Genomic DNA, 12,188 nt, shown 5'->3' with positions numbered 1-12,188 from the left:
TATGACCACTCAACACAACGTGCTGCCCACGGCGCGCAAGGCTCTGGACCTGCGTGCACTGCTGGACAACTGGGCGATGCTGCTGGCGGCGGTGAGCATTTTCCTGCTGTGCGCCTTGCTCATCGACAACTTCCTGTCACCGCTGAACATGCGTGGCCTGGGCCTGGCGATTTCCACCGTGGGCATCGCCGCCTGCACCATGCTGTTCTGCCTGGCGTCGGGGCATTTCGATCTGTCGGTGGGCTCGGTGATCGCCTGCGCCGGGGTGGTGGCGGCGATTGTGATGCGCGACACCGACAGCGTCCTGTTGGGCATTGGCGCCGCCTTGCTGATGGGCCTGATGGTGGGGCTGATCAACGGCATCGTGATCGCCAAGCTGCGGGTCAACGCGCTGATCACTACCTTGGCGACCATGCAGATCGTGCGCGGCCTGGCGTACATCTTCGCCAACGGCAAGGCGGTGGGGGTGTCCCAGGAGCAGTTCTTCATCTTCGGCAACGGCCAGTTGCTGGGGGTGCCGGTGCCGATCCTGATCACGATCCTGTGCTTCCTGTTCTTCGGCTGGCTGCTCAACTACACCACTTACGGACGCAACACCATGGCCATCGGCGGCAACCCGGAAGCGGCGTTGCTGGCGGGCGTCAATGTGGACCGCACCAAGATCCTGATCTTTGCCGTGCACGGCCTGATCGGCGCGTTGGCCGGGGTGATCCTCGCCTCGCGCATGACCTCCGGCCAGCCGATGATCGGACAGGGCTTCGAGCTGACCGTGATCTCGGCGTGCGTGCTGGGCGGGGTGTCGCTGAGCGGCGGGGTGGGGATGATCCGTCATGTGATTGCCGGCGTGTTGATTTTGGCGATCATCGAGAATGCGATGAACCTGAAGAACATCGACACCTTCTACCAGTACGTGATCCGCGGCTCGATCCTGCTGCTGGCAGTGGTCATCGACCGCATGAAACAACGCTGATCCCAAGCCAAATGTAGTTCCAAATGTGCGAGGGGGCTTGCCCCCGATAGCGGTGTGTCAGTGTGCATCTCTGTCTTTGACACTCTGCTATCGGGGGCAAGCCCCCTCCCACAAGTTTAGTCCGCGGAGAATTTGAAGACAGTGTTCTGGGTGTAGGTCTGCCCTGGGTTCAGGCGGGTCGACGCAAACTTGGGCTGATTAGGCGCATCCGGAAAATGCTGGGTCTCCAACGTAAACCCACTCCAGTGCTGATAGGTCTTGCCAGCCTTGCCCTTCACCGACCCATCGAGGAAGTTGCTGGTATAGAACTGCACCCCAGGCTCGGTCGTAAACAGCTGCAAGCGCCGCCCGGACGCAGGATCATGCACCTCGGCCGCCACCTGCTTCACGTCACCCTGGGTATCCAATGCCCAGTTGAAGTCGAACCCACCCTGTTTCGGCTCGGCGAATTTGAGCTGCGGGTGATCGTCCTTGATGTGCTGGCCGATCGGCGTCGGCGTGAGGAAGTCCATCGGTGTGCCCTTGACCGGCGCCAGTTCGCCGGTGGGAATCAGCGTCGCATTCACCGGCGTGTAATGGCTGGCATGCAAGGTGGCGACCTGCTTGAGGATATCGCCATTGCCCGCGCCGGCCAGGTTGAAGTAGCTGTGGTTGGTGAGGTTGAGCACCGTCGGTTTGTCGGTGGTGGCGCTGTAGTCGATGTGCAGTTCGTTGTTGTCGTTGAGGCGGTAGGTGACTTCGGTCTTCAGGTTGCCGGGGAAGCCCATCTCGCCGTCCTTGGACAGGTAGGTGAGGGTCACGCCGACCGAGTCCTTGGCCTTGACCGGCGTGGCTTTCCACACCCGCTTGTCGAAGCCCTGGGCGCCGCCATGCAGCGAGTTGGGGCCGTCGTTGAGTGGCACCTGGTAGCGCTTGCCGTCGAGTTCGAAGGCGCCGCCGGCCAGGCGGTTGCCGAAACGGCCGATGGTCGCGCCGAAGAACGCCGTACCGCTCTGATAGCCTTGCACGTCGTCAAAGCCCAGCACCACGTCGTCGAGCTTGCCGTGTTTGTCCGGTACTTTCAGCGACTGCAACACGCCGCCGTAGGTGATCACCGTGGCTTGCATGCCATGGCTGTTACGCAGGATGTACTGCTCGACGGCGGTGCCGTCATTGGTTTTACCGAACGGTTTGTGTTCGCTGGTAAGGCCCGCCGCCTGGGCGCCGCCGCTGGCGACCAGCATGGACAGGGCGAGGCCCGAAAGCAGGTAACGAGGGTGCTTCATGGTCGAACTTCCTTTTGTTGTTTTGAGTGGAATAGTTCTACTAATGTGCGATATTTTGTCGATATGACAGCGAATTTATAGCCTTAAACCGCGTTTTGCAAAATAAAATAAGACTAATTAAGTGAGGCAACCTTTTATGACCACTCATCACGCCGTTTATCCCGACCTTGAAGGCAAGACTGTCCTGATCTCTGGAGGCGCCTCAGGCATTGGCGAATTCATGGTGCGCGCCTTCGCGGCCCAAGGCGCCAAGGTCGGCTTTGTCGACCGCGCGCAAAGCCAGGGCGAACGCCTGGCGGCTCTGTTGAGTTCGCGCGGGCACACCGTGGAATTCGTCAATTGCGACATCACCGACGAGATAGCCTATAAAGCCGCCATCACTCGTTTCGAACACTCGCTGGGGCCGATCACCGTGCTGGTGAACAATGCCGCTAATGACGTACGCCACAGCTTGGAAGAAGTCGATTCGGAAATGTTCGACCGGCTCATCTCCGTCAACCTCAAGCACGCCTTCTTCGCCGCCAAGGCCGTGGTGCCGATGATGAAAAACGCGGGCGGCGGGGCGATCATCAACCTCGGTTCGGTAGGCTGGATGATGGCTTCGGCCGGCTACCCGGTGTACGCCGCCAGCAAGGCCGCCGCCCACGGCATGACCCGCGCCCTGGCCCGGGAACTGGGGCCGAGCCGGATCCGCGTGAATACGCTGGTGCCGGGTTGGGTGATGACGGAAAAACAATTGGCGATGTGGGTCGACGATGCCGCCAAGGAACTGATCAGCCGCAGTCAGTGTTTGCCGGGGAGCGTTTTGCCGGAACACATCGCCAACATGGCGTTGTTTCTCGCCTCCGATGCCTCGGCGATGTGTTCGGCGCAGAACTTTATTGTGGATGGTGGTTGGGTGTAGAGAGTCACCCAACTCAAGCGCCGATGGCGGTGGCACAGGCGATAGATTCATTGCCCATACCACCGCTGTTATGACATTTTTTGCATTTTACGGTGGTTGGCATGTGTCGCCATCGCTGGTTTTTTCGAAGCGTTTTTCAAGTAATGAGGCGGGGGTATAGCGCTCTTCGAGGGCTTTAATACCTAGCCGTTCGGCTAGTTGTTTGCCATGAGAATGATCTGATAATGTCTTGAAGTGGCTATCAGGTATTGAGATTATTTTTCATGAAGCTGACTGATATTGGTAGGACACCGCTCATAGAGTTGGCAAGTCTGTCTATTAATGGCGGTAGGTGCTTTTCTAAGTGCGAGTTCTTGAACCCGTCGGGAAGCCATAAGGACAGAACATATTTAAGTATTATTAATGGGTTGGAAAAGATTGGTGCTATCCAACCCGGTATGACCCTAGTAGATAGCTCCACAGGGAATGGCGGTGCGGCACTTGCATGGATTGGACGTCTGAAGGGATACAAGATAAAAATTTTTATGCCTGAAGGCATGACGCAAGAGAGAAAAGTCCAGATACGCTCATTGGGTGCGGAGATAATCGAGACGCCTAAGGAAGGTTTCTTGTCGGGTGCGGTACTTGCAGCTAGGCGCTATCAAGCTGAACAGTTGAATGAACAGGTTTTTTTTCTTGATCAGTCCAATAACCTATTAAATAAGGCCGCTTGGGCTGACTGTGGAGAAGAAATAGTAGAAGCGTTACGTCATCAGCATGTGGTACCGGATTTTTTTGTGTGCTCAATTGGCACGGGAGGAACTTTTTCGGGTATAGCTGAGGTGTTGAAGTGTGAGTATAGAGAGATAAGGACAGTGGCGATTGAAGTCAATAAATCTGCTCCACTGTATTCAGAAAGAAATAATTTAACATTTGAGCACCGCCCTCATAATTTGATGGGGTTAGGGGGAGGGGTGCTGTCGACTAATACGGTCTCTGCGCTTGTCGACGAAGTGCGAGTGGTTGATGGCAATGAAGCATGGGTTCGAATGAAGCAGTTTATTGAACATGAAAGGGTGCCTGTCGGGCCTACGTGTGGCGCGAATTTATTAGTTTGCGAAGAGGTCGCTCTAACGCATCAGAAGAAAAATATTGTTACTGTGTTTTTTGACAGTTCTTGGAAGTATGCGAGTCGCTGGGACGGTTTTTATCCTGAGTATGGTGGGGTGGATGATGCTACTTGAACAAGTCTATAAGGATGCGAAAGTTGTTAACTCTGGGGGGGCGTACACTACGGTGAATGAGTTTACCGACCAGATTCCCGCGTTGCGCCCTGCGGTATTGGTGGAGGTGGCTCAACGAATAGTAAGGTTGATGGATCTGAATGTTTCAAAAATTGTGACTGAAGAAGATAAGGGAGCTGCGCTAGCTACCACGGTATCCTTGCTTACCGGCATTCCCATGGCTGTGGCCAGATGGTATCCCTACAGTCTTGGCACTATTAATGAACAAGTAGTTTCCATCGACTCTGAATATTTTCAAGGCGAAATGTATCTCAACGGGATTGAGGCAGGCGATCGTGTTGCAATTATTGACGATACATTGAGTACCGGGGGGGCAATTGTTGCTTTAACTGAAGCGATAAGGTCGGCGGGAGGGGAGTTGCTCGATGTGGTCTGTGCGGTTGAAAAAGTTGGAAATGGTGGTTTCGAAAAGGTTCGAAAGATGACAGGCCTTTCTGTTAAGTCCGTCTTGAAAATCAAGGTAAACGAAAGCGGAGTGAGCGTGGTTTGAATTGCTTTGCTGGCTCAACTTGACAGGTGTATCCATGGTGCGTTCTGGCGTAGTTGTAGGTTTGATTTTTTGCCTGATCAGCGCTGCGTTCGATGTGTACGTAGCATTCGTCACGCAAACGATCAATACGCTGCTTGTTGTTTTTTATTGTTTTACAACGTCTGCCATTTTTTTTGTCGTGTGTGCCCTGTTTGATAACGCTGGCTCGTTACTTTCAAAGATAAGGATGCACTGGGTAATAGTTGTTGTCGTGAATGTTTCAGTATTGCTTAATTGGGGTGGCCTGTTTTACGCCTTGAAATACCTGGAGCCTGCCGTGGTCGGAGTCGCTTCGGTCGCCTGTGGCCCGGCGCTCACGTTAGTTATCTTAATGGCCAACAAGCGTAATGCCAAAGTCGCTTTCGTAGATGCGGTGGTGTCGTGTCTGGTGCTTGTTTCCGTGGGAATCATGCTGTTTAACTCCTTCGCAGGAGACAGTGGTATAGCCACTACGACGCTGGAAGAGCGGCTGATGGGAATCGCCAGCGTGGTGGTGTGTGCACTGGGTACGGTTATGTACACGGTGTTTTCCAAGGAGCTTTACCGGCGGCAATGGTCCGTCTATGAAATTCTGGCGGTCAGGAGCGTGGTAATGGTCGGTGCATGCGTCCTTGCAATGACTGCTTTGGGGGAGAGTTTCAGGCTGAATGCCGAGTTGATTCTGCCAATGGTACTGCTGGTTGTGATAGGGCATCTGTTGCCCATCTACTTGATCCAGAAAACAATCTTCTATCTCACGCCCATCCATGTTTCTTTGGTGTTGTTGACGCTTCCGGTATTTGTCTTGTTGTTGCAGTACCTCGACGACAGAGTCGAATTCTCTATCGCGAGTGTTACTGCGGTCAGCCTCATTGTGTTTTTGCTGTTGGGAAGGGCGTTATATGCACTGCGGAGGGAAACAACATGAGCAGGGTGATTGTCGTCGATGGTTTCTCATCCGGAAAATTTATATCAAAGCGCCTTGCTGAAGCAGGGTGTGTACTGATGCATGTGGCCTCATCCAACACCTTGGACGGTTATTACTATCGAGGCTTCGATTATTCCATTTATGACAACGTCATCGTGAATACGGGGTTTGCCACCACGTTGGCGAGTGTCGAGCAGTTCAAGCCACAATTCATTATTGCCGGCGCCGAAACCGGTGTACGGCTGGCGGATGAATTGAATGAGCACCTTCAACTGCCTTATCGCAATGACATCGAGAAGAGCACCGCCCGCAGAAATAAATACGACATGATTCATCGCATTACCCAAGCGCAGCTATTGGCAGCGCAGCAGTTCACCGCGGACACGTGGGAGCGTGCTGAGACCTGGATTAATGATCATGGTCGTTTTCCCGTGGTGGTTAAACCCCTCGAAAGCGCTGGCGCTGATGGCGTATTCATTTGTGAGGACTTGCGTGCTTGTGAGGTTGCAGTCGGCAAGCTATTGGGCGCGACTAACAAATTGAGCATTCCCAATCACCAGGTGCTGATCCAGGAGTATTTGGCAGGGGTGGAATATGTGGTGAATATGGTTTCGCTCAACGGCCAGCAGCTTGTCACTGAAGTAGTTCGCTATCAGAAACAGCGCACTGAAAGCGGTGGGGTCCTCTATGACATTGATGAGTTGATTGACGCCGATTCACCGGAGTATTCGAGCTTGGTGGATTACACTCGGGAAGTGGTGCGCACGCTCGGCATCCGTAACGGCCCCAGCCACGCCGAAGTTATGTTCACTGACGATGGCCCGAAACTGGTGGAGATCGCTGCACGAACCGATGGCATTTTACGGCCCGACGTGTCTAGGCAAACGACAGGACTCGGCCAAATCGAAGCAACTGTTTTATCGATCACTGCACCTGAACTGTTTGCCCGATTAGTGGCAGCAAACACCGATTATAGGCTGATGCAACACACCTACAACGTTTGCTTGATCAACCGTGCGAAGGGACGTTTCAAACAGGGCTTTTTTCTGAGTGAATTGCTTAAGCTTGAGTCCTTCTTTGATGCGGTGTTTTACGTTGACGATGGGCACGTACTAAGTGTGACTCAGGATGTGTTCAGCCAGCCAGGCACGGTGTATCTGGTACATGCTGACCCTGAAGTGATTGCCGCCGATTACCTCAGGATCAGGGCACTTGAACTCCAGGGCGTGTATTCGATGGCATGACGATTGGACACCGGAGGCGGTTCTATTCATTCGCAATAGCGTCGCCCATTGGGAAACGCTTCGGCCTTAATCACTGACGCTACGAGATCGCGGCGTGTCAGTCTGCACACCTGTTGCTGAAACATAGTCATCGGCAGCAATTCGAATCGTCACGCCGCCCCCCCACATTAGAACTGCCTTGCCTACTCGATTGGATAACGCTTGAAAGCCGAGTGCTGTTCCAGCCGCTCGGCGTGGCGTTTGAGGTTGGGGAACGCATCGGCCTTGACCACCGACGCCACGGTGAACTGGCTGAACGACCAGGCGACTGCCGCTGTCAGGGAAGCCTGGGTCAACTCCTGACTGTCAGGCAGTTGTTTTTCCAGCAGCGAGTAGGCCGCCAGCAATTGCCCGCTGACGCGATCCAGCCAGGGCGCATGCAGCTTTTCGGCCGGGCGCAGGTTGTGTTCGTAAACGATCTGCACGCTTTTCTCGCAGGCCGCCAGGGCCAGGCCAAGGATATGCAGGTCATGGGCACGACCTGCGGGGGAGGGGGGCAGCAGCTTTTTATCGGCCGGGGCCAGGGTTTCCAGATAGTCGAGGATCAGGCTGGAATCCATCAGCACCGTGCCGTCATCCAGCACCAGGGTCGGCGCCTTGACCACCGGGTTGATCTGGGAAAACTCGGTGAACGTGCTGAACACCGACAGCGGTTCATGCACAAAATCGACGCCGTAAAGGTCCAGGGAAATGGCCACGCGGCGTACGTAGGGCGAGTCCAGCATGCCGATCAGTTTCATGAAGCCTCCGTTGCTCTCAAGGTGATGGCTCCAGAGAGTAAGGGCACAGGATCGGCATGCGCAATGACTGAATGTTGCCTGCAAAGGTCAGGCTGCGGTCATTCAGGCAGGACGCCTGATGTTCTGCCGGCTGGCCCCCGGTGGCTGGCCGGTAATGCGCTTGAATGCACGGCTGAACGCCGCCTGGGAGGTGTAGCCCAGGCGCAGCGCCACTTCTTCGATGGGTAAACGTTCCAGGGTCAGCCACTGGCTGGCCAGGCGCATGCGCAGTTCCGTCATGTAGCGCAGTGGCGGGAGACCCAGGGTTGCCTGGAAGCGCTCGGCGAATACCGAGCGGGAGGTGTGACACTGCGCGGCCAGTTCGGCCACGCTCCAATCGCGCCCGGGTTGCTGGTGCAGCACGAGCAGGGCGCCCGCCAGGCGTGGGTCGCGCAACGCTGCGACCAAACCCGACGCATTGCCGCAGGCGCATTCCACCCAACCCCGCACAATCATGGCAGCCACCACATCGGCCAGACGCGTGAGGATGCCGGGGTAGCCGACGCGAGCCGCGGCGACTTCGCGCTCCATCACCGCCAGGATCGGCATCAGGCCGGGGTAACGCTGGCCCTGGGCATCGATCAGCATCAAGGCTGGCATCAGGCTGCCGAGCCCCTGGAGACTGCCGAGTTCGAACTCCATGCAGGCGCTGAACAGCAACGTGCTCGGCGGTGAGTCCGGTGATGCGTCCACGGCGCAGACGGTCTCGCCCAGTGGTGTCGTGTCAAAGCCGCCGATGGCCTGCACCGGCCTGTCCGCACTGGACAGCAGCGCATGGGCACCGCCGTGGGAGATGAACACGGCATTGCCCGCCGACAGTTCGAACAGGCTGCCGTCATCGGTGCGCAGGGTGGCCGTTCCTGCGGCGAGGAGGTGGAAGTAGGCATGCCCCGGTCTGGCGTCAAAGCCCATGCCGAAGCTCGGTCCGGCCTGGATGCGTCGGTACTGCACGCCGCGCAGGCGCATGCCGCGCAGCAGTTCGTCGATAAGGTCGGAGGACAGGTTGAAGGGCGCCGCTGCAGCCATGTTCGGGGTTTCGGTCAAAAACTCAAGGGTTTGCATCATAGATCATCCGGGTTGGCAAACCTAGACTGGCCGTCGTGCTAATGACCGAGGATGTTGTGTGATGAATGATTGTGTAGCCCAAGCCGCTCACTCTGCCCAAGTTGAGCCCGATGCGCCCGCCTGGATGGCGGTGTTTTCCCTGGCCATGGGGGTATTCGGCTTGTTGACGGCGGAATACCTGCCGGCAAGCTTGTTGACGCCAATGGCGATGGACCTGGGAGTGTCCGAGGCGCTGGCCGGCCAAGCCGTGACGGTGACGGCAGTGGTGGCGTTGTTTGCCGGGCTGCTGGTGCCCGGCCTCACGCGTGGGATCGACCGACGCGTGGTGCTGCTGGGTTTTTCCCTGCTGATGATTGCGTCCAACCTGTTGGTGGCGTTTTCTTCCAGCCTGGCGGTGCTGCTGTTGATGCGCATCCTGCTGGGTGTTGCCCTGGGCGGCTTCTGGAGCATGGCGGCGGCGGTCGCGATGCGGCTGGTGCCGGCGGCGCTGCTGCCCCGTGCGCTGTCGATCATCTTCAGTGGCATTGCCGTGGGCACGGTGGTTGCCGTGCCGTTGGGCAGCTACCTGGGCGGCCTGTATGGCTGGCGCAGTGCATTTGTGGCGGCGGCAGCGGTCGGCGGGGTGACGCTGGCGTTCCAGCTGTTCACGTTGCCACCGTTGGCCCCCACGGGCAGCGCACGCTTGCGCACGGTACTGGATGTGCTGCTGCGTCCAGGCATCGCCATCGGCATGTTGGGCTGCGTGCTGGTGCACACCGGGCACTTTGCGCTGTTCACCTACATCCGGCCATTCCTCGAAAGCACCACGGGCGTGGGCACTGAAGGGCTGGCCTTGATGCTGCTGGGCTTCGGTGCGGCCAACTTCGTCGGCACGCTGTTGGCCGGTTGGATGCTGGTGCGTTATCCCCGCGGCACCTTGGTGCTGATGCCGGTGTTGGTGGGCGTCGCGGCGCTGGCGCTGGTGTTGCTGCCGGCCTCGCTGCCAGGCCAGGCGTTGCTGCTGGCGCTGTGGGGCATGGCGTTTGGCGGCGTGCCGGTGGCGTGGTCGAACTGGGTAGCCCGCAGCGTGCCGGATCAAGCTGAAAGTGCCGGCGGCATGGTGGTGGCGTCCGTGCAGTCGGCCATTGCGGCGGGCGCGGCCGGTGGGGGCGCGATGTTCAGTCTCAGTGGCATCAGCGGGGTGTTTCTCGGCGCCGGTGTGTTGATGCTGTTGGCCGCCTTGTTGATTGCCCTGCGGGTAACGGTGCCCGGCAATGACGCCGTGGGTGCACCGCTGCATCTTTGACGTCAGCCTGGAGATTGGCCGCATTCACGGTGTGACGAGCCATCGACCTTTGGTTTAGTCTGGAACGCTTCGTTGAACGCAAGCACATTTGGAGCAGTAAGCATGACCGATTACGTACCCCCGAAAGTGTGGACCTGGGACACCGAGAATGGCGGCACTTTCGCCAGCATCAACCGCCCTGTGGCCGGCGCGACCCATGAAAAGGAATTGCCGGTGGGCAAGCATCCACTGCAGTTGTACTCCCTGGCCACGCCCAACGGGCAGAAGGTCACGATCCTGCTGGAAGAGCTGTTGGCCCTCGGGCACAGCGGTGCGGAGTACGATGCCTGGCTGATCAAGATCGGTGACGGCGACCAGTTCGGCAGCGGCTTCGTGGGGGTGAACCCCAACTCCAAGATCCCGGCACTGCTGGACCGCAGCGGCGCCACGCCGATTCGGGTGTTCGAGTCGGGCGCGATCCTGCAATACCTGGCGGAGAAGTTCGGCGCGTTCTTGCCCACCGAACCCGCCGCCCGCGCCGAATGCCTGTCGTGGTTGTTCTGGCAGATGGGCAGCGCGCCCTACCTGGGCGGTGGTTTCGGCCACTTCTATGCGTATGCGCCGAGCAAGATGGAATATGCGATCAACCGCTTTGCCATGGAGACCAAGCGTCAGCTCGATGTGCTCGACCAGCGCCTGGCGGTGAGCGAATACATCGCGGGTGATGAGTACACCATCGCCGATATCGCCATCTGGCCCTGGTATGGCGGGTTGGTCAAAGGGCGTTTGTATGGCGCGGCGGAGTTCCTCTCGGTGCATGAGTACCAGCATGTGTTGCGCTGGGCGGACGCGATTGAAGCGCGGCCGGCGGTGCAGCGTGGGCGGCGGGTCAACCGGGTGTCCGGCGAGCCCCATGAGCAGTTGGCCGAACGCCATAGCGCTCGCGACTTGGACTAAAAATGTGGGAGGGAGCTTGCTCCCTCCCACATTTGGATCACCACACTCCAGTTTATTGGTAGCGCTGCTCGAACACCGCCACCTGCTCGGGCTTGATCAGTTCGAACGGCACCCACACCTGCGGCTCAATCGCCTCGCCCTTGATCATTCGCACAGCCGCCTGCAAGGCCTGGGTCGCCTGGGCCTTCGGGTCCTGGAACACCGACGCCGTCAGCAGGCCGCGTTTGATCGCCGCCAGCCCGTCGGGCAAGCCATCAATGCCCACAATCGCCACCTCACCCTTGGCTTTGCCCGCCTGCTGCAAGGCCATGGCCGCGCCAATCGCCATTTCATCGTTGTTGGCCACGATGGCATCGAACGGCGTGCCCGCCAGCAGCCAGTTGCTGGTCAGGTCCATGCCCTTGCTGCGTTGCCATTCAGCACTTTGCTGCTCGACCACCTTGATCCCGGGAAAGTCCTTGAGCACCTGTTTGGCGCCCTCGGTGCGGTCGTGGGTGGCGTTCTGTGCGAGGTCGCCCATGATGATCGCCACGTTGCCCTTGCCGCCGAGTTTTTCCGCCAGGTAGCGCATCTGCAACTGGCCGGCCTCGATGTCGTTGGAGGCCACGGTGACCACGCCCTTGGGCAGGGTGCGTTCGTCCGGGTGGCGGTTGACGTACACCAGCGGCGTCTTGGCGGAGACGGCGGCGCGGGTCATGTTGGCGGTGGCGGCGGTGTCCACCGGCAGCACGATCACCGCGTCGACCTTCTGGTTGAGAAAACCTTCGACCTGATTGAGCTGGCGCACCACATCGCCCTGGGCGTCTTCGAACTGGATCTGCACATCCTGCTGCTTGGCTGCCGCTTCCAGGCCGGTGCGCACGTACGTCATGAAGTTGTCGTCGACCCGGGCAATGCTCACGCCGATGCGATAAGCCGCGAAGGTCCATTGGCTGAACAGCAGCAACAAGGTGGCAGCAAACAACGAATAGCGATTCATAAG

12 protein-coding genes are annotated in these 12,188 nt (G+C 58.0%); 8 read left to right on the top strand and 4 right to left on the bottom strand.

Annotation, left to right across the window (positions count from 1 at the left end; genetic code table 11):
- The first annotated feature begins 1 nt into the window (after position 1).
- On the top strand, positions 2-970 hold the full coding sequence (gene araH, locus AC3WP7_RS21095; RefSeq protein ID WP_102592651.1) for an L-arabinose ABC transporter permease AraH: 969 nt from the start codon (positions 2-4) through the stop codon (positions 968-970).
- Between the two features lie 116 nt (positions 971-1,086).
- Here araH and AC3WP7_RS21090 read toward each other — a convergent pair whose 3' ends face one another.
- Positions 1,087-2,235 carry an aldose epimerase family protein gene (locus AC3WP7_RS21090; RefSeq protein WP_102592650.1) on the bottom strand — a complete coding sequence of 383 codons (1,149 nt, stop codon included), beginning with the start codon at positions 2,233-2,235 and terminating at the stop codon, positions 1,087-1,089.
- A gap of 136 nt (positions 2,236-2,371) precedes the next feature.
- Between AC3WP7_RS21090 and AC3WP7_RS21085 the strand changes: the two genes are divergently transcribed.
- The 5 genes from AC3WP7_RS21085 (at position 2,372) to AC3WP7_RS21065 (ending at position 7,102) form a co-directional block, all read left to right on the top strand.
- Positions 2,372-3,139 carry an SDR family NAD(P)-dependent oxidoreductase gene (locus AC3WP7_RS21085; RefSeq protein WP_093513735.1) on the top strand — a complete coding sequence of 256 codons (768 nt, stop codon included), beginning with the start codon at positions 2,372-2,374 and terminating at the stop codon, positions 3,137-3,139.
- A 263-nt stretch (positions 3,140-3,402) separates the two neighbouring features.
- The gene (locus AC3WP7_RS21080) at positions 3,403-4,362 is read left to right on the top strand and encodes a cysteine synthase family protein (protein ID WP_092246001.1); all 960 of its coding nucleotides are present in this window, start codon (positions 3,403-3,405) and stop codon (positions 4,360-4,362) included.
- Complete coding sequence (locus AC3WP7_RS21075) at positions 4,349-4,912, top strand: type I phosphoribosyltransferase (protein ID WP_170856086.1); 564 nt, start codon at positions 4,349-4,351, stop codon at positions 4,910-4,912. Before AC3WP7_RS21080 ends, AC3WP7_RS21075 begins: the two co-directional genes overlap by 14 nt.
- 34 nt (positions 4,913-4,946) lie before the next feature.
- Positions 4,947-5,858 carry an EamA family transporter gene (locus tag AC3WP7_RS21070; RefSeq protein ID WP_092245998.1) on the top strand — a complete coding sequence of 304 codons (912 nt, stop codon included), beginning with the start codon at positions 4,947-4,949 and terminating at the stop codon, positions 5,856-5,858.
- On the top strand, positions 5,855-7,102 hold the full coding sequence (locus tag AC3WP7_RS21065; protein ID WP_092245995.1) for an ATP-grasp domain-containing protein: 1,248 nt from the start codon (positions 5,855-5,857) through the stop codon (positions 7,100-7,102). The genes AC3WP7_RS21070 and AC3WP7_RS21065 overlap by 4 nt, the downstream gene beginning before the upstream one ends.
- Before the next feature lie 182 nt (positions 7,103-7,284).
- Here AC3WP7_RS21065 and AC3WP7_RS21060 read toward each other — a convergent pair whose 3' ends face one another.
- Both AC3WP7_RS21060 and AC3WP7_RS21055 read right to left on the bottom strand, forming a co-directional pair.
- Positions 7,285-7,881 carry a glutathione S-transferase family protein gene (locus tag AC3WP7_RS21060; protein ID WP_092245992.1) on the bottom strand — a complete coding sequence of 199 codons (597 nt, stop codon included), beginning with the start codon at positions 7,879-7,881 and terminating at the stop codon, positions 7,285-7,287.
- A gap of 102 nt (positions 7,882-7,983) precedes the next feature.
- Entirely contained in the window at positions 7,984-8,982 is a 999-nt protein-coding gene (locus AC3WP7_RS21055; RefSeq protein WP_093128072.1) for an AraC family transcriptional regulator, read from the bottom strand.
- Between the two features lie 64 nt (positions 8,983-9,046).
- On the opposite strand from AC3WP7_RS21055, the gene AC3WP7_RS21050 reads away from it, so the two are divergent.
- Positions 9,047-10,270: an MFS transporter gene (locus AC3WP7_RS21050; protein WP_093128030.1), complete on the top strand. Its 1,224-nt coding sequence runs from the start codon at positions 9,047-9,049 to the stop codon at positions 10,268-10,270.
- Positions 10,271-10,372: 102 nt separating this feature from the next.
- Complete coding sequence (gene yghU, locus AC3WP7_RS21045) at positions 10,373-11,206, top strand: glutathione-dependent disulfide-bond oxidoreductase (protein WP_092245986.1); 834 nt, start codon at positions 10,373-10,375, stop codon at positions 11,204-11,206.
- A 52-nt stretch (positions 11,207-11,258) separates the two neighbouring features.
- Here the strand turns inward: yghU and AC3WP7_RS21040 are convergent, their stop codons facing one another.
- Positions 11,259-12,185, bottom strand: coding sequence for a sugar ABC transporter substrate-binding protein (locus AC3WP7_RS21040; protein WP_092245983.1), 927 nt, complete (start codon positions 12,183-12,185; stop codon positions 11,259-11,261).
- Positions 12,186-12,188: the final 3 nt, after the last annotated feature.

The sequence above is a fragment of the Pseudomonas sp. FW305-3-2-15-C-LB1 genome, from assembly GCF_058787615.1.
Note: the sequence above shows the minus strand (reverse complement) of the source record. Positions and strands in the feature narration are given on the sequence as shown.

Bases quoted from the DNA above. Each gene is read 5' to 3' on its own strand.
- AC3WP7_RS21050 (WP_093128030.1), top strand. From the start codon at position 9,047: ATGAATGATTGTGTAGCCCAAGCCGCTCACTCTGCCCAAGTTGAGCCC.
- araH (WP_102592651.1), top strand. From the start codon at position 2: ATGACCACTCAACACAACGTGCTGCCCACGGCGCGCAAGGCTCTGGAC.
- AC3WP7_RS21090 (WP_102592650.1), bottom strand. From the start codon at position 2,235: ATGAAGCACCCTCGTTACCTGCTTTCGGGCCTCGCCCTGTCCATGCTG.
- yghU (WP_092245986.1), top strand. From the start codon at position 10,373: ATGACCGATTACGTACCCCCGAAAGTGTGGACCTGGGACACCGAGAAT.
- AC3WP7_RS21055 (WP_093128072.1), bottom strand. From the start codon at position 8,982: ATGCAAACCCTTGAGTTTTTGACCGAAACCCCGAACATGGCTGCAGCG.
- AC3WP7_RS21080 (WP_092246001.1), top strand. From the start codon at position 3,403: ATGAAGCTGACTGATATTGGTAGGACACCGCTCATAGAGTTGGCAAGT.
- AC3WP7_RS21060 (WP_092245992.1), bottom strand. From the start codon at position 7,881: ATGAAACTGATCGGCATGCTGGACTCGCCCTACGTACGCCGCGTGGCC.
- AC3WP7_RS21040 (WP_092245983.1), bottom strand. From the start codon at position 12,185: ATGAATCGCTATTCGTTGTTTGCTGCCACCTTGTTGCTGCTGTTCAGC.
- AC3WP7_RS21075 (WP_170856086.1), top strand. From the start codon at position 4,349: ATGATGCTACTTGAACAAGTCTATAAGGATGCGAAAGTTGTTAACTCT.
- AC3WP7_RS21065 (WP_092245995.1), top strand. From the start codon at position 5,855: ATGAGCAGGGTGATTGTCGTCGATGGTTTCTCATCCGGAAAATTTATA.
- AC3WP7_RS21085 (WP_093513735.1), top strand. From the start codon at position 2,372: ATGACCACTCATCACGCCGTTTATCCCGACCTTGAAGGCAAGACTGTC.
- AC3WP7_RS21070 (WP_092245998.1), top strand. From the start codon at position 4,947: ATGGTGCGTTCTGGCGTAGTTGTAGGTTTGATTTTTTGCCTGATCAGC.